The sequence below is a fragment of the Bradyrhizobium sp. 164 genome (assembly GCF_023073715.1).
Lineage (GTDB): Bacteria > Pseudomonadota > Alphaproteobacteria > Rhizobiales > Xanthobacteraceae > Bradyrhizobium.
Genome location: NZ_JADPKA010000066.1, coordinates 309,875 through 330,774, shown reverse-complemented (window position 1 = coordinate 330,774; position 20,900 = coordinate 309,875). Strand labels below are relative to the sequence as shown.

The window sequence follows — 20,900 nt, the reverse complement described above, 5'->3', positions numbered from 1 at the left end:
AAATGCGACATTCAATAGTGGATTTTATTTTATTTAAATCGAGGCCTGTAGGACCCGCTCTTGGCGATCTGTGGCGACCGAAACGGCCGGCAAAAACATGGGAAGCGCTAGCCATGAAAGTTGTGCTGTTCTGTGGGGGGCTCGGGACCCGTATCCGAGAATATTCTGAAAGCATTCCGAAGCCCATGGTGCCCGTCGGCCAACACCCGATGCTGTGGCATGTTATGCAATACTACAGCCAATATGGTCACCGCGATTTCATATTGTGCCTGGGTTATAAAGCCAATGTGATCAAGGAGTACTTCCTGAACTCGGATCGCTGGGCCCACAGCGATTGCGTTGTTTCCAACTTCGGCAGGAAGGTTGAGGTTATCGGCGAGCAGCCACCGGATTGGCAGGTTTCGTTAGTTGACACCGGCATTTGGCGAAATATCGGTCAGCGCTTGATGGCGGTGCGCTCCCTCGTAGAGAACGAGGAGGTCTTTCTCGCAAACTACAGCGATGGTCTGACCGACGCGCCGTTGCCGGAAATAGTCGAGCGGTTCAAGAAGAGTGAAATGGTTGGATGCTTTGTTGCCGTGCATCCCCCGTTCAATTTTCACCTTGCTGAATTCAACGGCGGAGACACCGTCAAGCGTTTCCGCTCCAGTCAGCAGGCCGAGATCTGGATCAATGGGGGCTACTTCATCTTCCGGAGAGAGATCTTCGACTACATACGCGAGGGCGAAGAGCTTGTGCTCGAGCCATTCAATCGCCTGATCGAGGCCGGAAAACTCATGGCCTACAAGTACGAAGGTTTCTGGCGCGCGATGGATACGCTGCGAGACCGGCAGGTTCTCGAGGAGATGATTGAGCGCGGCGAAATGCCCTGGAAGGTTGTTCCGGAAGTGCGCACGCAGGCTGCTTCATGAAGGGGTTTCAGCTTGCCGCGCCCGGAGAACGTCTCTCGATCCTTTGTCTCGGTGCGCACTCGGATGACATCGAAATAGGTGCCGGTGCGACGATTCTGAATTTGACGGCGCGTGGCGTTCGGCTTGACGTGCATTGGTGTGTACTTAGCGCGCCAGGTGAACGTGAGAGTGAGGCGAGGGCGTCTGCGGCTGAATTCGTGTTCGACGCAGCCCGTTCTCAAATTGAAGCAATGTCCTTTCGAGACGGCTTCTTTCCAGAGCAGGGTGACGAGATCAAGAAGTGGTTCGAAGCGTTGAAACGACGCGTTGAGCCGGATCTGATCCTTACGCACCGCGGAGACGACGCCCATCAGGATCACCGTCAGGTGTCGCGTTTAACGTGGAATACATTCAGAGATCATTCCATTCTCGAGTATGAGATTCCCAAATGGGATGGAGACATCGGTCGACCGAATGTGTATGCGCCCGTTTCAGCGGGAGCGTTGCAACGAAAGATCGACCTGCTGATGTCGCACTTTGGCAGCCAGCGTTCCAAACAATGGTTCGATCCGGAGGTGTTCCGGGGCTTAGCGCGGCTGCGGGGCATGGAATGCCGCGCGCCGGATAGGTACGCTGAAGCATTTGTAGCGAACAAACTCGCACTGTCGTGACAGGGCGTTGGTGAAGCGTGCCCAAAAGCGAGCCGTTGCCGAACTCTCTTCTACAGGAATTGGAATGGACAATCTCAAGGGGATGATAATTCGCGGCAGCGTGGTCCGGCTTGGCGGTCAGGCGGCGAATTTCGCTCTTCGACTTAGTGTCATGGCCGCCCTCGCGCGCTTGCTTGATCCGCAGGATTTCGGATTGGTGGCGATGACGACCGTCGTTACTGGAGTCTTTCAGCTTTTCACTACGGCGGGATTGTCTTCCGCCACAGTTCAGAAGGACACCATCACCGACGAACAGATATCGACATTGTTCTGGGTCAATTTGCTGGTCGGAATGGTGCTCGGGCTGCTTTGTGCGGCCACTGCGCCCGCTCTCGTAGAATTCTACCATGAACCTCGTCTGTTCTGGCTGACGATCGTGGCGGGCATGGGGTTTTTCCTGAGCGCGGTAGCGGTTCAGCACTCAGCGCTGCTTCAGCGTCAGCTACGGTACACGACTTTGACTATCATTGAACTGCTGTCGCAGGTGGTGAGCTTTGCTGCCGGAGTCGGCATGGCGTTTGCCGGCATGGGATATTGGGCCATCCTGGGAATGACACTGGTTTCCACTGTGGTCTATACCGTCTGTGTATGGGCAACCACGGGTTGGGTTCCGGGGCCGCCGCGTCGGGCTGCTGGTGTCCGCGGCATGCTAGGCTTTGGCGGAACAGTTACGCTGAACAGTCTTGTCGTTTACGTTGCCTATAACTTCGAAAAGCTGCTCCTGGGTCGATACTGGGGCGCCGATGCCCTTGGAATCTATGAACGGGGATACCGGCTCGTGAACCTTCCGACATCAGAACTAAATGCAGCAATTGGGGGCGTTGCGTTTTCCGGACTGTCACGGCTCCAGAACGATCCGTCTCGACTGAAGAGCTACTTCCTGAAGGGTTACTCTCTCGTCCTGTCAATGACACTGCCCATTACGGTGTTCTGTGCGGTGTTCGTTGATGACATCGTCGGGGTTGTACTCGGGCCGAAGTGGGAAGATGTGGCAGTCATCTTCCGCTTGTTGACACCGACAATTCTAATATTCGGTATAATCAACCCCCTTGCATGGCTGCTGTATTCTGCTGGACTGCAAGCACGAAGCCTGAAGGTTGCCCTGGTGATCGCTCCTCTGGTTATCACGGCCTACCTCATCGGATTGCCTTACGGTCCGACGGGTGTCGCGTTCGCCTATTCCGCGGCGATGATACTGTGGCTTATCCCACACGTTCTGTGGTGTTTGCATGGGACGTTAATTTCTCCGCGAGATCTGCTTTTGGCAGCAGGCCGGCCATTGGTCGCAGGTGCGGCGGCGGCAGCAGTGGCTCTCGGAGTCCAAGTCTGTGTCGGAAAGTCGGATTCGCATTTCTGGAGGCTGCTGATTGGAGGCGGTGTTATCGCCGCGATCTATCCCTGCGTGCTGCTGTTTCTCATGGGACAGAAGACGTTCTATTTCGGTCTATTCAAGGAATTGCAAATCTCTCTTTCCATGAAGGCACATGAAAAACGAGCGGGCTAGCCTGGCATTGGACCGCGGCCACCGCGTTTGGAGGACAAGATGACAAAGCTGCGAGCAGGCGACTGGGTGGAAGTCCGAACGAAGGAGGAGATTCTGAGCACACTCGACAAGAACGGTCGCCTGGATGAGCTCCCTTTCATGCCGCAAATGTTCAAGTATTGTGGCAAGCGATTCAAGGTCTACAAGCGTTCGCACAAGACCTGTGACACCGTCACAAATACGGGCGGTAGATGGCTCCCGAATGGTATCCATCTTGATCTCCGTTGCGATGGGGAGGCGTATGGTGGCTGTCAAGCCGCGTGCCTCATCTTCTGGAAGGAGGCGTGGCTCAGGCCCGTCACCGGAAGCGCGAATCCGGCGGAGAGTTCATCAGGACGTCAGTACGGACGGAGCAAACATTGCGCTGATGCACGCCGGTGTACAGAGGAAGACATCGATCGGGGGACACGCGTCCTTGATGGCGACGCGGGTGGAGAAATCCGCTACTCGTGCCAAGCAACCGAATTGCCCCGCTTTACGACGTTGCTTCGGTGGTGGGACGCTAGACAGTATGTAGAGGACTACACCTCGGGTAATGCCAGTTTGGGGCGCCTCGCGCGTGGATTCATATACCTGGCATATTGGCATCTCGCGCTGGCAAAGAGAGCACGGTTGGGTCACGTTTCCCGCCTGGTTTACGATTTCTTTCAGGAGTTGCGGGGCGGCGTTCCCTTTCCGAGATGGAAGGGAACAATACCGCATAGGCATGAGACGCCCACAGTCAGCTTGAATCTCCAGCCGGGCGAATTGGTGAGAGTGAAGACCTACAAGGAAATTCTCGCGACCGTGGACTCGGAGAACATAAACCGAGGTATGGCGTTCGACGCAGAATTGGTCCCGTATTGCGGCGGCGTCTACAAGGTCAAGACGCAGGTGACGAAATTCATCGACGAGAAAACCGGCAAGATGAGATCACTCAAGACGCCGGCGGTGATCTTGGAAGACGTGTGGTGCAGATCTCGGTACAGCAATTGTAAAATGTTCTGTCCGAGAAGCATCTATTCCTGGTGGCGTGAAGTGTGGCTTGAAAGGATCTCTGACGGCGCGGACGCGCCGAGACTCGCGACTGATCCTTGCTCAAGGGAGAGATTGCGATTGAAGCGTGGGGAGTCGCCCCATGCGAGCTCTGATATCGGAAAAGTCAAGGCGATGGAACATTGACCCATCGTCGCTTACCGCGGACCAGTGGGACGGCGCAGGCTCTCGAGTTCTGCATGCGAGCTTCAAGTGAGATCGAGAAGTCGGCCGAGCCTGCAAATCTGCGACGGTCGGGAGTTAAAGACATCATGCCGGGGCCCGATCGTATCGCGCCCACGCCCGGGACCGACCCTCTGGTGACCATTGCCATTCCGACATTCAATCGCGCTGCGTGGTTGCAGGACTGTGTTCGCCTGGCGCTAGCGCAATCCTATCCACGGTTCGAAGTGCTGGTATCGGACAATGCGTCGACCGATGAAACGGCTTTGGTCCTGAGTCAATTCAAGGACGAAAGATTACGTGTCGTGCATCAACCGAATAACATAGGTGCGACAGAAAACTGGAACGTTTGCGTGGCACAGGCAAGGGGCGAATACATCGTATTTGTTCCGGACGACGACAGAATAGCGCCATGGCTGCTGGAACGCTGCATCGCTGTGATCAGAGGAGAGCCCCAGGTGCCGATCGTGATGGCATTGGGTGAAGCCCGGGTCGTCGCTTCAGGCCGCACATTGCCGCCACAGGCGAGTCGAAACCTCAAGACCGGAATTTGGGACGGTGTGGACATCCTCGACGAGTATCTAGAGCGGCGAATAACCGTGCAGGGATGCACCACAATGCTTCGTACCGAGACACTGCGCGTCTGGGGAGGATTCCCGGGAGGATGGCCGTTCGCAAGTGATCTTGCGAGACATCTCCCATTGCTCTTGGAAGGCAAAGCAGGCTTCATCAACGAATGCTGCGGCTGCTATTCTCTTCACAACGCCACGCAGACATCTCGTCTTGCGCTCGAGAACCACCTAGACGACGTTCACAAGCTCGTTGATCTCATCACTCACACTGCCGAGGAGAGGATCAAGGATGAGCAAAGGCGCCGCGGGCTGCAACTGCGGGCCAACCGCTTTCTGGCGCGCGAGGCCGTTGGCATTATTATTTCGTATCGCAAGCGTGGCGCCGAGCTAAGCGAGCTGCGTCCGATATTATGGAACTGGCGGCGGCACTTTATCAGCCTGCGGGGGCGAGACATATTCAGCGCGACAACACTGATTGGCTGGCTGCTTCTTCCTGCACCGCTGATCGGCTGGCTCCGCAATATCAAGCGCAAGCTCATGTGAAGACGTACTAACCGCATTGAGCTTCTGGCTTCCTAGGGTAACATTCCGGAGAGTCGTGGGCGTGAGCGGGGCGGCATCGACATTGCCACAGCCCTTCCTGGACCAGCTTCATAAGTCCGGAGTCTTCACCTTGATCCACCGCGGCTTGGCAGGCAGCGATTTTTCCGCTTCGACACGATGCCCCTCAAGTTCAATCTTGCAGGCCTGCTCGCACGGTCGGGGCCGATCTAGCCGGCTAGCTATTTGCCGTACACAAATATCAACTCCGCCCCGGGAGGTCGGCAATTGGTTATGTCAAGTTTGACCGGAAGCTCGACAGTAGATCTTCGCAAGGCGCGCAAATAGCCTGCGAGGGTGTAGTCATTTGATAAGTAGTAGCATTCAAAACCAGCAGCGCGGAAATGCTCAACGACGTCCAAATGTTCATCCTCAATTTCAGTGACGACGGTAAGCGGCTTAGCAAATCGGTCCCTGTTCTCGATGATCTCGTTCAGGATGGGTCTTTCCGCGCCTTCGATATCGATCTTGATGAACGAAATCCTTTTGGCGGCCGCTCCAAGCACATCCAAAAGCGTGTTGCTGTTAACCACTGTATAGTCGGGCCCACCCCAGCTTTTGAGCAACGTTGACGTGCCGCTGTTCTTGTAACCGAACCTGGGCTCGTAAAGTTTGATCTGCCCCTGCTGCTCCGCAAGTGCCAGATTAAAGGTGCAGATATTGGTGCAGCTGTTTAGAGCAATGTTCTGCTGCAGCCGCTGGAAGACCGAAGGTGCCGCCTCAATTGAGACAACCCTGCCGCTGTTTCCTACAAGGTGGGACATGAGCAGCGTGTAATATCCAATGTTCGATCCGGCATCAACTACCCAATCGTCCTTCTGAATTGTTCGAAGCATAAAGCCGGTTAGATTAGGCTCCCAAAATCCGAAGAAGAATATTCGCTTCGGCACAAAGTCGCCTATCCTATCTCGGATCTTGCTGCCAAAAAATGTCTCGAAGGTCCGCTCGTTCTTGATAAGCGTACAAAGCCTGATGTAGATCCTCTGAGCCAACGTTAACCAATGCGCAAGTGGCTCCCGAAACATATGGCCGTTGCATCGCGTGAATAAATCCATTTTTGAACATCACCCCTGTGAAACTGAATCAACTGGCTGCGCCGCCAGTTCACCGCTCCACTTGTGCGACCACCAGATCGGATGTCCGCTCGTGGTCTCGACGCAAGCGCATTATCAGAAGTTTTCAGGCGATAACCCTTACTTCCTGAATAATCGAGGAAGTTGCCAGACAATTGGAGGAACGAACGGCTTCACCGCATCCAGTGCGTTTCGCCGGCGGACTTCATTCGGGCGCATCTTAAATATCGTGGAATGATCGGCCGACTTCTCTTCCTCCGGACGACCATTTGTATAGTAATATAAGGCAATCGACCGTCGATACTTTCCCTTTGGACTTCTCAGGGGATCAGGATGGCCGTGATATGCTGTGTCGGTCGTTGAAAAGACGACGATGCGGTTCGCGATCGGCAAATATGCCCTCTCTTTTGTCCGGACATCCCTATCCCAGAGTTCGAGTGCTCCGCCCCACTCCTCCTGCCAGCCATAGTTCAGATACAGCAACAGATTAAGCCGACGATCGAGTCTCAGCTTCTTGTGAGTATTGAAATCCGCGTGGATGGCAAGACGCCCCCCTCGGGGGATCATGTGTAGACCGCCGCCTAGGAGATACGGATCTGGTATTAGGGCCTCCACACCCGTCAGTTGCTCAAGAAATCCGAGAAACAGGCGTGAATTCAGTGCGTTGATGAATTGTTGAATGTAAGGTGGAAAATCCTCAAACCGATCCAAACCGAGCTTTTGCTCTTCATAAGCCCCGGCATCGAGAAATGTCCGGTTCCAGGATGCATCAAACTCGCCTGGATAGCTCGCTATTAGCCTCGAGATGATGCCTTGATCAAAAAAATCATCGATGCCGATGTGTGGAAAAGGCCGATTTGTGCGATATTGATCGGCCCATGTTTCGGCGTGCCGATTCATTTTCTCGAGTGGAAGAAACGACCTGACGCCGAAATGCTCTTCAGTATCGGACGCCAACTGTCGGGCGGGGTCAACCATAGGCTTTCCTCCATCAATGATGCCCAAGCGTACAGGATGCAGAAAATTTCACCGTTAATACATTAAATTATCATCGGTAAACTTAAATGTAAATTGGAGCTGTTACCTCGGCGCGGATTCTGCTTAAGATTGGCTGATCCGAAAAATATAGGCCTCTCGAGCCACATCCAAATGAATAAGTCGCATCATGGATGCTTTCGCAATATTTTTAATATATATTATTTGAAAGCATTGGAGCGACTGCCATTGTCCAAGTATGGACCACCACGCTTTCGAAAGAGGATCTCCTGGCGATCCAGCCAGCGGGCGCTCCAATAAATCATCACTGATATTTAATCAAGGGACTCGTGGCAATGCGCGCCGTTATTACGAAGCTGGCGTTTCATAAGGGATCCATTCGGGCAAAGCTGTCGAGGGAGTTATCAAGAAGATTCAACCTTTTCTCGTATGAAAGTCGCATAGAGTATAGTGCGATTGATCGACCGCACTACGGGTACTGCGTCATGCACGCTGCCAAACTGGCTAAGAAGCTCGGTCATAACAGTGTGAGCGTGCTCGAATTCGGTGTTGCTGGGGGCAATGGACTGGTCAATCTGGAGATGCATGCCGCAGAGGTGAGTAAGCTCACGGGTATGGAAATACAGATCTTCGGATTCGACACTGGGCAAGGACTTCCTCCGCCCCATGATTATCGAGACTTGCCACATCAGTGGAAGCAAGGCTTTTATGCGATGGACGTCGATAAGCTCAGTGCGAAGCTAACGTGCTCGCAACTGGTAATCGGCAACATCGCTGAAAGCCTCCCTCATTTTGTGCGGAGCTACCATCCAGCGCCCATTGGCGCGATCATTTTGGATCTGGACTATTATTCGTCTACTAGGGACGCAATTAGATTGTTCGAATTGCACCGCCCAAATCTGCTTCCTCGGGCATTTATATACTTCGATGATATCATAGGAGACGATGTGGCTCTCTTCAGCGAGTATACCGGTCCACTGCTCGCCATCAACGAGTTCAACTCCGGGCATGACAGCCAGAAGATATGCAAGACGACGCACCTCACGAACATGCCGTACCCAGAGACTTGGCACCATCAGATATACATCTATCACGATTTTGAGAGTCCGGATTATTGCAGATTCGTTTCAGAGGAAACTCAGGAGCTGCCGCTCGCCACCGCGAGGTGAGAGAGAGAGACGTGACAAGCGTTCTTGCACGCGGCAAGTTAACGCAATCGAGCGGTGGATCAGAAGACAGCATTTCGTCTGCCATCCCATGGTTGCACTCTGACGCTACCAGGGCTGGCGCGCCCGATGCAAGCTTGCTGTTCTCCGCCGTCAACGTCTTAAGCGCCACCAGATTCAGTTGAATCGGGAAGTCCTGCGGCCGATGGGAAGTATGCCGCTACCTAAATTCTGCATCGGTCGTGCTGGTATCAACCCAATTGCGGCTCAGGGGGTTTTTTTATCTGGTCGCGACCAGGATCTTATAGGAGGGGCGGGCGTTTGAGTGGCTACTGTCGGTGCTGGCGCGGTTGCACAAGAGGCTCAAAGAACGTATCTCAAATGGTCACGGGCGCGAGCGCGACGGCGTCACCTTCAGGCGAGGAGAATCTTGCTCTATCCTGCCGGTCACCATGTTCACATTGTGCGTAAACACGGTCTTGGGGTAACGGTCGTTCGGCCCAACCGCAGGATAGTTGAAGCCAAATGCTTTGGTCACATCAAAATAATTGTCGTGCGTGTTGAACATACCGGTCAGGTTGGCAGGATCAGTGCCTGGACCGGATACGGACATCCAACAGCTGACAGTGCCGATTAGGGTGTTGCCGGCCAACTCGCCGTAGTTCGTATTGTCGGCGATGAACCCCTGGGTAATGCCGCCCTGCTGAACCGCTGTGTTGTGAAGGATGTTGGTCGCGTTAACGGTTGGCCCATAAACTTGGAGATAGTCGCCGTGGGTTTTCGGGCCGCCCATGCCGGCCTGTTGCAGCAGGTTGAATTGAATCGTGATGTCGCCGCCATCCCGACCGTGGCGGCCGACGATGTCGGAGTTGGAATTCTTCAGCCAGGAATATTCGATCGTGAGGCCGGGCCCCTCCATTTCGATCAAGAACTCGGCGTGCCCACCTCCGCTTAGGCCATCAATGGTAGAGTAGCCTACGTACAGGTTCGAGGATGATGGAGTGCCGGAAATGACGCTGCTTTGCGCACCCCCTGGATTCGTACCATTGAAGTTCGAGTTGATCAGTCTGGTGTTCGCTGCCGTTGTCACAAAGGACCAGCCGCTGAAATCGTAACCATCCAGCGTGACATTCGGACCATTCACCGTGATGCTCTTGTGCGCCACATCCACGGATACCTCTGCCGTCGAGATCGCCGCTGGATCCTTAAGGAGCGTATTCATTGGATAACCGACACAATAATCCACACCCGCCACCCTCCATTGGGGGCGAAGCTTGTATCCATTCAGTAGATATGGCTGCTGAACCGTACAAAGGGGGGCCTTCGTGGAGCCGTCATTTGAGGCATATTTGTCAGCCGCTTGACCTACATTGTCAGCCTTATGAACAACGCCAGGGCCTCCCGCATCGCGCTTATCCTCGACGGGACTGTGTTGAATCTGTGCGTGACTAGGCACTATCCACGAAGCTAGCACTGCTCCGAAGAGTGAACCGAAATATTGGGTGGTCACGATAGGAACCCTTCGGTTCCTTGCGAAGGATGACTTGCCATTTGAGGAAATCTCGGAGCTGTCTGGGCGAGAAGGCCACCGCTCTTTCGTCCGAGGCTCTCATTTGCCTTAAAATATTCCTCTTGAAGTGATGCCCGAATTCCGATGCACAATCCCCAAAAGATCCAAATGTTATTCCAATAGTGAACCGTGAAGCCCACGAACATGAGCATCGCAAGCGCCAGAGTAAATCCGGTTCGGACATTGTTCATGTAAGCTTCGTAGGAACGTCGGATACCGGCGGTAGGGCCAGAGCGGTAAAATGAAGCTATATTCGCCAGAGATATAAGCATGACCAATGGAACACCAAAGCGAAGCGACAGCGTCAGCCAAACGGCGTCGACTGAGGCATTGGCGAAGAAATCCTCGCTTGGGGCGTAACTGGTGAAGCCGTATCCAAGATAGGGAGAGAGATTGATATAGTAGAAGGCACTTTCCCATGTAGCCACACGAAAGTATCCGGTAGCAGGGTCGAGCGTCATATTTGCAACCAGCCACGAAACTGGTTTGTTAGCTACGGCAAATACAATGACGAGGAAGGCGGCCATGCCTGCCAGCATGAGCTGCCACCGCCAGTGGTATGCGGACATGACTCGGTCGTAATAATAAACAGCTATCACGATCGCGAACGCCATCAGCGGCGCGGTCGACATCGCAAGTAGACATCCAAACAGACATAGCCCGCCATACAGAATGCGGCCAGGCGAGCTGCTTTCCGAATATACAAAGATGGCACCTGCAACGGTGCAGAACGTGCCATATAGGATGGGATGAGGAAATGTTGAGGACGCTCGCAGCAAGCCGTACCGATATTCGTGGCCTGTGCTAGGCATGCCCAAAAGTGCTGCGGCGATGTTGTGCTTAGTGAGGTGTTCGAGGATCGCCAGCGCTATGATTGCGAAGGTGACGGGCTTGAGAACCTGAACGAATGTCTCCAGTTGCGGGCGCTCAAAGAAATATGCGCGCGCTAATATGTAGCCGCCGGCGAACTCGAGTACTACGGCGCCTGCGGAAGACCATGACTCATCCGTCTGAGCTATCGCCCCGAGCATCCAAGCCGATGCTGCGAAAACAAACAGATCAGGTGCGCCCATCCGCCGTTTTCGAAACAGCACAACCAAACCAGGAATGAGGAGCAAACATATTACGATTCGGGCCGGAATGAACTTTGCGCCCCCGATGAACACTGTCATGTTAGAAGGCAGGGTGATCCCGATTAATACGAGCCACGCCACTAAACGATTCGACTCCGCTGGCAGGTGAGCCGCTGGGCGGCGTGCAATTCCGCCCCTACCAAGGCCCTGTATCGACAATCCGAACTCCCAACCGACTGCGAGATCTTTGGCAAAATCAATTGATTTGGAATTAAATATACTATTTAATAGTGCTTGTAAATTAAAATATTTTTAGCCAGTTTAACGTCAGAGGCGACCGTGGTACGCCGCATCCAAAGCGGTCTCGGAGCTTTTAATTAAAGGAACGGAATGATGTGCTCAGTACAGGTATTCTGTGTCGCCAATGAGCGAAGGGTTCTTGCCCGTAATCTGCAACGATCCCCAGAGATCGCGGATGGCCGCATTCAGGTTTCGATAGTCTGGGGCGCAACGGCCGCATCTGCGGCCTATCACGATGCGATCACCACCGCTACGGCAGACATCGTCGTGTTCAGCCACCAGGACGTCTACTTTCCGGAGGGCTGGTTTTCGCGCCTGGAGGTCATTTGCGAGAAATTGCGCTTGACCGACCCCTCTTGGGCCGTCGCTGGTCTCTCCGGCATGACACCCGAAGGGGAATGGTTTGGACACATGTGGGATTCCGGACTTGGCATCGTCTGCGGCGGCCCATTTGACCCACCCCGCAACGTGGCGAGTCTCGATGAAGCCGTCTTGATCGTGCGCCGAGCTTCGGGCGCCCTGTTCGACCCCGCGTTGCCGTCATTCCACCTCTATGGAACAGATATTGTACTTGAAGCACAAAAAGCGGGCAAGAAATCCTATGTGATCAATCTGCCAGTCATTCACAACAGCAAGGCGACGGTTTGTCTCGACCGCACTTACGTCGCCGCCTACCGCTTCATGGTCCGGAAGTGGAAGGCAGTACTACCATGGCCAACGGTGATCGTTCGGCTGACCCGCAATCCTTTTCCGTTACTGCTTCGTCGCATGCGATTGAGATACAAGCGCATCCTGCGGTCGTCTACGTTGCATCCGAGGTTTGAACACCCTGAATTGAAAGCCAGAGAACTCGGATTTGTGAAAGCAAGTGAGGATGCCATTTGAGCGATCTTTTGGATAGTGCCGTTCAGGCGCAGGACAACAAGGCTGCCCGTACACCGCCTTCAATAACGGTTGTCGTCTGCATCGAGTCGGGGATGCTGGAGCCGCTTACCCTGCGGATGGTGGACAGCCTCCGACGTTTCGGCGGCCGCTTTGCAAACCTGGAAGTTATTGCCGTCACGCCTCGATTTACTCCGGCTCTCACGCGAGAGACGCATCGCCGAATGGAGGAGCTTGGGATTAAGCATCTGCGCGTCTTTCCCGATAATCCGTATGTCTGGCACCACTATATGAATAAGGCGGAGGCGATTGCCGCCGTCGAGAGCAGGGTCACGACAGAGGCGATTGCGTGGATCGACAGTGATATCCTGTTCTTGCGCGAGCCCAACGGCCTTGAACTTCCCCCTGGGGTCGATTTTCTTGCGAGCGCTCCGGATGCCGGGGTGATCGGGTCAAGGGGGGTAACCGATCCAAATGATCCATTCTGGGAACGCTCCGCTGCACTCATCGGAAGAGTTGCTGACGATCTTCCATGGCTCCGGACGGGCGATGGACACCGGATTAGGTTCTACTGGAATGCGGGCCTCTATGTATATCGGCGCAGCACGCGGTTCGGCAGAGAATTTCTCGCCGACTTCAAGACGTTTCTTGATCGGCAAGTGGCTAGAACACACTCGCAAGTGCACTTCATGGATCAAGTCGTGCTGGGTTTGACGGTGATCCGGCTTGGGCTGGCTTGGCAGCCACTCCCGGATTCAAGCAACTTCCCCCTATGTAGCTATCTGCCGAGAAACTATGACGGGGCAAAGATAACGGGAGTAAGTGTACTTCACTTTCACGATTCCATGGAGCCGAAGCTCTGGAACAAGCTTCTCGAGACGCTCGTACCCGGACATCCACAAATCCGTGAATGGCTCGAGCCTCAGGGTCCGGTCGCCGTGCCATCTTCGATTTCATCCTCGCTTGCGCGTGAAGGTCTCCGAATGGTTCGAGGCGCACGTAGACGCGTCTACTATGCTCGGTCCGGCTTTATCAAAGCTTGGAGTCCGGCACGATGATGTCGGCCGAATGCACCGATTTGGAAATTGAGAATTGGCAGTGGGCCGCGATAACGACGTGACCTCGCAAGAGGGGCCACGTCATGGTCCGGCGTCCAGAGGGAGAGAGTTGTGGGCATCGATCTGACGGGCCTCCGTGCGCTCAGCTTCGCAAACCGAGTCTATGGATTCGATTTTCGGAATACGGTCACTCTCGGAAGACATGAGATTCATTTCTGGAAGCAGGAATTTCATGCGGTTCAGAAGAGTTCAAACCTCGCGTACGACCAGTCGATTGCAGTTGGGCTCTACTGCGAGCCCCTCCTTCGCAAGCTTGGTGCCCAAAACATCGTCTCGATCGACGCCTCAGCTTTTGAAGGTGCATCGGTTATACATGATTTCAATCTTCCGATACCGAGCGATATGCACGAAAAGTTCGATACGTTCCTCGACTTCGGCTCGATCGAACACATCTTTGATGTCGCGCAGGCGGTCGACAATATAGTGAACCTGGTCAGGCCGGGCGGACACGTCCTTATAGCGACGAATGCAAACGGCTTTCCTGCGCACGGCCTTTACCAGTACTCGCCCGAATTCTTCTACAGTCTTTTCAGTAAACGAAATGGCTTCGAAGATACCGCTGTCTTCCTGATCAAGCCATCCCGCCCGATGAAGTGGCATCTGATTAAGCCGCCAGTGGCGCTCAACCGCAGGAATCAGATCCCCTTTGAGGAGCAGACGGTGATGATGGTATTCTCGAGAAAGGTCCGCAGCGTTTCCGACTTGCGCGTGCAACAGTCAGACTACGATGCGACGTGGACGAGCTTCGCTACCGGAAGCTGGGCCGCCTGGGATAGACGGAGTATTCCGAGGTGGAAGAGCATGCTTCATGAGTTCATAAGTCCATTCCTTTTTCGAAGCCTCTCGTATCACTTCAAATCGTCTCAGGCCCGGCGCAAATACCGGGCCGATCATGTTGTCATTGATCCGGATTCCGTGGACCTGGCCGACTTTGCGAGAATGATAGCGGATGCGGCATTGCCGAAACCGCCCTCAAGGAGCGAGATGAATCAGGCTGAACGGGCAACGCAACTGCATTGATTGGCCGGGCAGGCAGAGGCGTTACGCACTGGGCCACCAGCCGGAGTTCTCCGGGCGAAGGTTGGGCCGCTTTGGATGAACACGGCAACTGGAAGGGTTTGGAAGATGCGGAGTCTCGAACATGCGGTTGAAGGCCCCCGTGCTCCTCTGCTGAGCGATCTGAAGAAGCAACACGCCGTGGCTCCAGAAGCAAACATGAACTGCTACTTTCATCATGTACGTCACGAGATACGGCCGTTGCTGCCGAAGACCGCAACCAACGTCCTCGAGATTGGGGCTGCCTCCGGGCAGACGTTGCGCTGGATCAGGACGATCTACCCCGCCGCAGTGACGACAGGCGTCGAGATAAATGACGCGGTCGCAGAGGAACTGGCCCGCAATGCGGATGTGGCGATCTTGGGCAGCATTGATGAATGCCTACCTCGCCTCAAGAAATATGATCTTATACTGTTGCTCGACATCCTCGAGCATCTTGTCGACTCGAGAACTGTTCTGCAGAAGGTTCGAGGACTGCTCGAGCCTGGTGGTCATGTCGTGGTGTCCGTACCAAATGTCGCGCATCTCAGTGTTGCGATTCCGCTTCTGTTCAAGCGCCAGTTTGACTATCAGGATGCGGGCATTCTGGACCGCACACATCTCAGGTTCTTTGTGGAGGATACGGCGATCGGGCTCATGAACGCCGCGGGCCTGAACGTCTCCAAGGGTCTGATTTCCGGAATGCAGGGCTATAAGTCAAAGACACTCAATCGTCTTTCGTTGGGCCTCTTGCGACACCATTTGGCGAAGCAGTACATCATGCTTGGAGAACCGACTGAGGGTGAAGTTCGTCAACGGCCGGTTAAGTGGACGACTGCCAAGTGAGACGAACCGATGAACTTGCTCGCTGCCAAACACTGCTGGAGAACTCAGCACTTGGCCTGACGGGCCGCGCCAGGTGAGTGTTTTGTACATAACCATCAATACGGAGACTGCATCATGTCTGAGGCTAGCGGCTCCTTTTACGTCAGGCGCTCTCCTACCATCGAATTCGTCAAGAGCCTCTTGAAGCGCAGTGAGCTCGTCGTTGGCCTTACGACGTCTGCGAGGCAGGCGCACGAGAGATTACTGGGAGGCTTCATCACTAACCACGAACTCGTGAACCAGCTGGCGTTATTTGCTCCGAACTCTAGCGGCTCTCCGAAGGCCAAGGCCGATCTCACGATGCTTTCGGCCCAGACAGCATTTCCCTTGATTTGCGAATTGCTGGCACAGCAGGGTAGCCGCCCCGTACAAGCGAGGCCCCTGGAATCGTTTTGCTCCGCAGACGTTCCGAACAGCCAAGCAATTGAACTGGCCGGACTGTTCAATGCATATGGCAGTGATAAAGCGTCCAGTCACAACTACTATCTCGTCTATTGCGAAATTCTCGGCGCCTTGCGTCGGAATCATCTGAGGATTCTCGAGATCGGCCTCGGCTCCAATAACCCTGACGTCGTCTCGTCAATGGGGAAGTTTGGCCGGCCTGGTGCGTCGCTGCGTGCCTTTCGCGATTTCCTTCCGAATTCCGAGATCTTCGGCGCGGACGTCGACCGCAGGGTCCTTTTCGAGGAAGATCGTATAAGAACGTATTTCGTTGATCAGACGAGCTTGAGATCGCTCGACGAGCTTGCGGCTGTCCTGCCAGAGGCGCTGGATCTAATTATCGATGATGGCCTCCATTCACCCAGCGCGAACATTGCCACGCTGATCTTTGCGTTAAAGAAGCTCAAGTGCAACGGCTGGTTTGTCGTCGAGGATGTAGCTGAAAAGAGCGTACCGGTCTGGCAACTCGTCTCGGCAATTCTTCCCCAACAGTACACGTGCAGGATCCTGCAGGGCAGGTCCGGCTTTATGGTCATCGTGAAGAAAACATCGGGCGCGCGTCAACTCTGATTCGGAGCACAGAGGCATTGCTCCGGTTCTTGTTTCCATTCTCGAAGCATAGTGATCTAGCAATATGAACTTGAAGGCGGTGGCTCGCTATTTTTATGCCAACGTCCCCGGCGTTGCGGCGATGAGGTTTGCTGTCAAGGACGTTGTCGCGCCGTATTTTTTCAAGCGGGAGTTTCTTGGGGTCAAACTGCTCAAGATCGGAAGCGGCTTGATTGTGGACGTGGGCGCGAACCGAGGCCAAAGCACGGCGGCGTTCAAGAAGCTCGCACCGAATTCCCACATCGTGGCCTTTGAGCCCGAGCCGAGGTCGGCGAAGCGGCTCGCGTTTCGTCATCGTCGAGATGACGCTGTGACCGTTTTCGATTGCGCGCTTGGCTGCAGTCCCGGAGCAATTGATTTCTTTCTTCCAAGATACGGTCGATGGGAGTGCGACGGAATGGCTGCGACTTCCTACGGGGCGGCGACCGAGTGGTTGAAGAATCCAGGCAGGATGTACCGTTTTGACGCAAAGAAGCTAACGGTCCGGGAGCACCGGGTCACGTGCAAAGCTCTCGATTCTCTCGGCCTGGCTCCGGCTCTCATCAAGCTTCATGCCCAGGGGGCGGAACTGGATATCCTAAAGGGCGCGCAAGGAACGTTACAACAGCAGAGACCTGCATTGATGTGTGCGTTTGCCTCGCCGGCGGTGACTAAATTCCTGTCTGATCTCGGCTATCGCCCTTATGTCTACGATAGGGGATGCTTTAGGTCGGGAACCGCACCGCTATCCGTAACCTTCACTTGGTACCTGACAGAGGCACACGTGAAAGCATCCAATCGAGCTAGGCGCGGGATGTCTGCATTTTGGAAAACTATGCGCCGGGGATGGTACCCGATCTAGACGGTCAGACTACAGAGGTTGCATTGAGTTTCTCGATGGGCGTTTTGATGCCATTGCCGCTTACAGGCAAAGGAGTGGGGTACACCTGCGGCTCCCTCGCAGAGGCGATGGTCGATCAGAATTTTGGCGTGACGATCGTCACTCCGCGCAGCCGATGTCCTCTGCCCCTGGTGGAGGTGATCGAGGCCTTGCCCGTGTGGAAGCGGTACTTCCCATATGGCTGGGTGAAGAACAGCGCGAGCCGAAGCATGGAGGCTGCGTTCCTCTCATATCTGGATCGCTGTCGATCGCGCAAGTTGGCTGCCTATCTCTGGCCCAGCGCAAGCATGGAGTTGCTCCAGGAATTGAAACGACGTGACGTCACGGTGTTTCGAGAGCAGTTCAATTGCCATACCAAGACCGCCAAGACAATTCTCGACCGAGCGTACGGCAGGATTGGTCTGGCGCCGATGCATGGGATTACCGACGCGGCAGTTGATCGCGAGACCAAAGATCTTGAGGCCGTGGATTACATATTCTGCCCGAATGAACCGGTCGAAAGTTCGTTGCTCGAGAATGGTGTGTCGAAAACCAAATGTTTAGAAGCAGCATACGGCTGGGACCCAGTTCGCCTTTCGGGAAAGAATCGGCTTCTTCCCTCGAACCATGGTTTGACTGCGGTCTTCGTCGGGATCATTGGCATACGAAAAGGAGCCCATTTGATCCTCGATTATTGGGCGAAAAGCGGGGTGACGGGGAGGTTGGTGCTGGCTGGACGAATGGAGCCGGTCATCAAGGAAAGATACAGCGACTTGCTCGCACGGGACGACGTGACGGTGCTTGACTATGTCGAGGATATCGGGTCGCTTTATCGATCGGCGGACATCTTCGTTTTCCCTTCCTTGGAGGAGGGCGGACCTCAAGTCACCTACGAGGCGTGCGCTTGCGGTCTACCGGTCATAACGACCAGCATGGGCGCGGGACGCATTGTCCGAAATGAACGTGAGGGCCTTGTGCTGGGTCCGTATGATGCAGTTGGTTGGATTGCGGCTATTCGTCGGCTGGCTGAGGATACTGAACTTCGACAACGGATGTCGATTGCTGCGCTTGAACATGCGCAGCGTTTTACGTGGACCGCGGTCGCTAGTAGGCGCCGCGAGCAAATGATAAGGCGCCTAGGCTATGGCAACTGATCGCGCCAAACTTGCGGTGCTCATCGTCTCCTATCGCAATCCCGATGATGTTGATCGCTGTCTGAAGTCGTTGGTGCATTCTGATTGGAAGGATTTCGAGGTCTTCGTCTGTGAGAACGGTGGGAAGGAAGCGTTCCAGCGGTTGATGGCGGTAGTTGCCGGTCCGGAGCGAACGCTCCGGCAACTGCACGGCGGCTCGGATCTTCTAGATCAAGCGAGAGGAAGACTAGCCGTCGTCGAAAAATGTCAATTTCCGAGCAGGACAAATATCGTTCGGCTTGGACTTGCGGTGGATAATCTGGGCTATGGCGGTGGTGTTAACGCTTGGCTCGAGCAATTCCTTGAAAGCCCGGGTTGGGATGCGGTGCTCGTCCTCAATCCCGACACCGAAGTGGACAGTCATTGCTTGTCTGAACTAATGGCGAAGGGTGCCGCAGGATTTGGTATGGTTGGTGCGACCTTGGTGTTCGATCACGTGCCGGATAAGATTATCAACTACGGTCTTCATTGGTCTTCCACGACGGGTCGTGTCGTAGCAGTTGGTCGGAACGCTCCGGCGGGGAGTGCTCCGTCGCACGAACAGATGTCTGAGATTGACGCGATCAGCGGTGCTTGCGTTCTGGTCACGCGCGACTTCGTTGAAGAGGTCGGTCTGATGACGGAAGACTACTTCCTCTACATGGAGGATCTGGACTGGGGGCGTCGCCGTGGCAAGCATCGGATCGGCTTTGCAGAAAGAGCGATCGTACGGCACATCGGGGGCACGGCTATCGGCTCTGCCGTAGATCCGAGGAAACGCTCCTACTTGTCGGTGTATCTGTCTGCTCGCAATAGCATTGTCTACGCTCGCCGGGAGGCAGGATGGCGATGGGGCCTCCATTTTGCTTTCGGCTTGTTGTACGCGACCAGATACGTCGCCATGGGGTCTCCAACCGCCGCGAAGATCACGGTCAGGGGACTGATAGACGGAGTGCTGGGCAAGACTGGAAAGCCGGACGCTTCCCTGCGATTGCACGTGTTTGGCTAGGCGCTCTTGTGTACCACTGTTTTCTGAAGCGTCGGCCATCGTACCTCTGGGAATCCCGACCGAACAGGGATCGCGCGCGGCATCAGCTGTGAGGGGTCGTTCATGCTTAACGTCTCGCAGATCGCTCCAGCCGGGCTATGCAAGATGAGAGAAAGGCCAGCGCCGCTGGTTTCCTTGAGGCCGCAGTCGTATTGGCCCGAGGGTACCGATCAGCAGACTCGATATGACTGCGAACAAACTGTCGAATCTCCACACTAGTGCGGCCAGCCCAACAGCCGCACAAGATCTTTTCCGAGTTTCTGTAAACTAACGAACAACATGGACGCGTCACTCAGGAAGATGAACAGAAGTGCATGGACAATATACATGTGATCCCGAAGTCGGATCAGCATGCGCTCGAATAGCGCTCGCGGATATGGAGTTGCGTAGAAGAGTAAGACGCATGCCGGTCCTAACACCAGGGAGCCGGCTACGTCACTCGGATAGTGCCATCCGAAGATGACCCGCGGCACTGCGATAATGACAGCGACCCAGAGAAAGCAAAGTAGTCCGACCAATCGATTTTCTATGAGGATCAGTGTGGCTAGTGCAAAGAATAGTGTCGATGTGTCGCTGGGGAACGAGTCTCTGCGGTCCCAATCCAAGCTCCATCGTGGATCAGCTACATTCAAAGGAAGCGCTGGGTCCAGAAGCGGACGAATGTGAGTGGCAAAATGAAATTGCGTCCAGACGGAAAGAACGGTCGCAAGGCAAACCGCAACAAATCCTGTGAGCATCCGGCTCCGCCGTTCCCGGTCATCGCCAGCGAACCACAACGCGAGTATTGAGAAGAATATCGGAAATCCCCTGAACAAGGAATTGTTGGCAAGTTCCCACACGTATAGCGAGTCAGTTGCAGCGAACGAGTTGAGCCTGAGAAGGAGGTCCCGATCCCATGCGCCGCCTACCGTCTCGCTGAACCTTGCCGCAAAAAGCTGCAATCCGAGGATTGCAGCGACGAGCGCAATCACTGGTGCGGACAATGTGCTTCTCGACAGTTTATCCCAGCAGGAGCGCGCGCCCTCCGTGGGCACGATCGAGATCACAGATGAGCTCGTCTCGTTCTTCGCGAGCTGCCGTTTCATGCGTATAAGCTCCATCTATTCCAAGATTATATTAATCCGTTAGATAAATAAATTGGAAGATATTATTATAATTAAA

The 20,900-nt window shown here is 54.6% G+C and carries 19 protein-coding genes; 14 read left to right on the top strand and 5 right to left on the bottom strand.

Translation table 11 applies throughout. The features are described 5' to 3' along the window. Positions 1–113: 113 nt before the first annotated feature. The 5 genes from IVB01_RS21675 (at position 114) to IVB01_RS21655 (ending at position 5,455) form a co-directional block, all read left to right on the top strand. Positions 114–911 carry a sugar phosphate nucleotidyltransferase gene (locus tag IVB01_RS21675; protein WP_247298796.1) on the top strand — a complete coding sequence of 266 codons (798 nt, stop codon included), beginning with the start codon at positions 114–116 and terminating at the stop codon, positions 909–911. Beyond that, complete coding sequence (locus IVB01_RS21670; RefSeq protein ID WP_247494862.1) at positions 908–1,561, top strand: PIG-L deacetylase family protein; 654 nt, start codon at positions 908–910, stop codon at positions 1,559–1,561. The genes IVB01_RS21675 and IVB01_RS21670 overlap by 4 nt, the downstream gene beginning before the upstream one ends. A 64-nt stretch (positions 1,562–1,625) precedes the next feature. Then, complete coding sequence (locus tag IVB01_RS21665; RefSeq protein ID WP_247494861.1) at positions 1,626–3,104, top strand: lipopolysaccharide biosynthesis protein; 1,479 nt, start codon at positions 1,626–1,628, stop codon at positions 3,102–3,104. Positions 3,105–3,143: 39 nt separating this feature from the next. Beyond that, positions 3,144–4,304 carry a hypothetical protein gene (locus IVB01_RS21660; RefSeq protein WP_247494860.1) on the top strand — a complete coding sequence of 387 codons (1,161 nt, stop codon included), beginning with the start codon at positions 3,144–3,146 and terminating at the stop codon, positions 4,302–4,304. A gap of 53 nt (positions 4,305–4,357) precedes the next feature. Beyond that, positions 4,358–5,455 (top strand): glycosyltransferase family A protein, encoded by a 1,098-nt coding sequence (locus tag IVB01_RS21655; protein WP_247494859.1) that lies wholly within the window; start codon positions 4,358–4,360, stop codon positions 5,453–5,455. Positions 5,456–5,694: 239 nt separating this feature from the next. Here IVB01_RS21655 and IVB01_RS21650 read toward each other — a convergent pair whose 3' ends face one another. Further along, positions 5,695–6,567: an FkbM family methyltransferase gene (locus tag IVB01_RS21650; protein WP_247494858.1), complete on the bottom strand. Its 873-nt coding sequence runs from the start codon at positions 6,565–6,567 to the stop codon at positions 5,695–5,697. 138 nt (positions 6,568–6,705) lie between these two features. Next, positions 6,706–7,563 carry a 2OG-Fe(II) oxygenase gene (locus tag IVB01_RS21645; protein WP_247494857.1) on the bottom strand — a complete coding sequence of 286 codons (858 nt, stop codon included), beginning with the start codon at positions 7,561–7,563 and terminating at the stop codon, positions 6,706–6,708. A gap of 503 nt (positions 7,564–8,066) precedes the next feature. On the opposite strand from IVB01_RS21645, the gene IVB01_RS21640 reads away from it, so the two are divergent. Then, positions 8,067–8,750 (top strand): hypothetical protein, encoded by a 684-nt coding sequence (locus IVB01_RS21640; RefSeq protein WP_247494856.1) that lies wholly within the window; start codon positions 8,067–8,069, stop codon positions 8,748–8,750. Between the two features lie 382 nt (positions 8,751–9,132). Here IVB01_RS21640 and IVB01_RS21635 read toward each other — a convergent pair whose 3' ends face one another. Together IVB01_RS21635 and IVB01_RS21630 are read right to left on the bottom strand one after the other, a co-directional pair. Then, entirely contained in the window at positions 9,133–9,969 is an 837-nt protein-coding gene (locus tag IVB01_RS21635) for a hypothetical protein (protein WP_247494855.1), read from the bottom strand. A gap of 284 nt (positions 9,970–10,253) precedes the next feature. Beyond that, positions 10,254–11,609: a hypothetical protein gene (locus IVB01_RS21630; RefSeq protein ID WP_247494854.1), complete on the bottom strand. Its 1,356-nt coding sequence runs from the start codon at positions 11,607–11,609 to the stop codon at positions 10,254–10,256. 171 nt (positions 11,610–11,780) lie between these two features. On the opposite strand from IVB01_RS21630, the gene IVB01_RS21625 reads away from it, so the two are divergent. The 8 genes from IVB01_RS21625 (at position 11,781) to IVB01_RS21590 (ending at position 19,700) form a co-directional block, all read left to right on the top strand. After that, positions 11,781–12,575, top strand: a complete 795-nt coding sequence (locus IVB01_RS21625) for a hypothetical protein (protein WP_247494853.1) — start codon at positions 11,781–11,783, stop codon at positions 12,573–12,575. Then, the gene (locus IVB01_RS21620) at positions 12,572–13,630 is read left to right on the top strand and encodes a hypothetical protein (RefSeq protein ID WP_247494852.1); all 1,059 of its coding nucleotides are present in this window, start codon (positions 12,572–12,574) and stop codon (positions 13,628–13,630) included. The genes IVB01_RS21625 and IVB01_RS21620 overlap by 4 nt, the downstream gene beginning before the upstream one ends. Before the next feature lie 111 nt (positions 13,631–13,741). Continuing rightward, positions 13,742–14,710 carry a class I SAM-dependent methyltransferase gene (locus IVB01_RS21615; RefSeq protein WP_247494851.1) on the top strand — a complete coding sequence of 323 codons (969 nt, stop codon included), beginning with the start codon at positions 13,742–13,744 and terminating at the stop codon, positions 14,708–14,710. 105 nt (positions 14,711–14,815) lie between these two features. Then, positions 14,816–15,571 (top strand): class I SAM-dependent methyltransferase, encoded by a 756-nt coding sequence (locus IVB01_RS21610; RefSeq protein ID WP_247494850.1) that lies wholly within the window; start codon positions 14,816–14,818, stop codon positions 15,569–15,571. A gap of 114 nt (positions 15,572–15,685) precedes the next feature. Beyond that, positions 15,686–16,621 (top strand): class I SAM-dependent methyltransferase, encoded by a 936-nt coding sequence (locus IVB01_RS21605; protein WP_247494849.1) that lies wholly within the window; start codon positions 15,686–15,688, stop codon positions 16,619–16,621. A 64-nt stretch (positions 16,622–16,685) separates the two neighbouring features. Next, positions 16,686–17,501 (top strand): FkbM family methyltransferase, encoded by an 816-nt coding sequence (locus tag IVB01_RS21600; RefSeq protein ID WP_247494848.1) that lies wholly within the window; start codon positions 16,686–16,688, stop codon positions 17,499–17,501. After that, complete coding sequence (locus IVB01_RS21595) at positions 17,465–18,673, top strand: glycosyltransferase family 4 protein (protein WP_247494847.1); 1,209 nt, start codon at positions 17,465–17,467, stop codon at positions 18,671–18,673. The genes IVB01_RS21600 and IVB01_RS21595 overlap by 37 nt, the downstream gene beginning before the upstream one ends. Beyond that, entirely contained in the window at positions 18,663–19,700 is a 1,038-nt protein-coding gene (locus IVB01_RS21590; RefSeq protein ID WP_247494846.1) for a glycosyltransferase family 2 protein, read from the top strand. The genes IVB01_RS21595 and IVB01_RS21590 overlap by 11 nt, the downstream gene beginning before the upstream one ends. A gap of 254 nt (positions 19,701–19,954) precedes the next feature. Here the strand turns inward: IVB01_RS21590 and IVB01_RS21585 are convergent, their stop codons facing one another. Beyond that, a complete protein-coding gene (locus tag IVB01_RS21585; RefSeq protein WP_247494845.1) occupies positions 19,955–20,824 on the bottom strand; it encodes a phosphatase PAP2 family protein in 870 nt (289 codons plus the stop codon). Positions 20,825–20,900 lie beyond the last annotated feature (76 nt).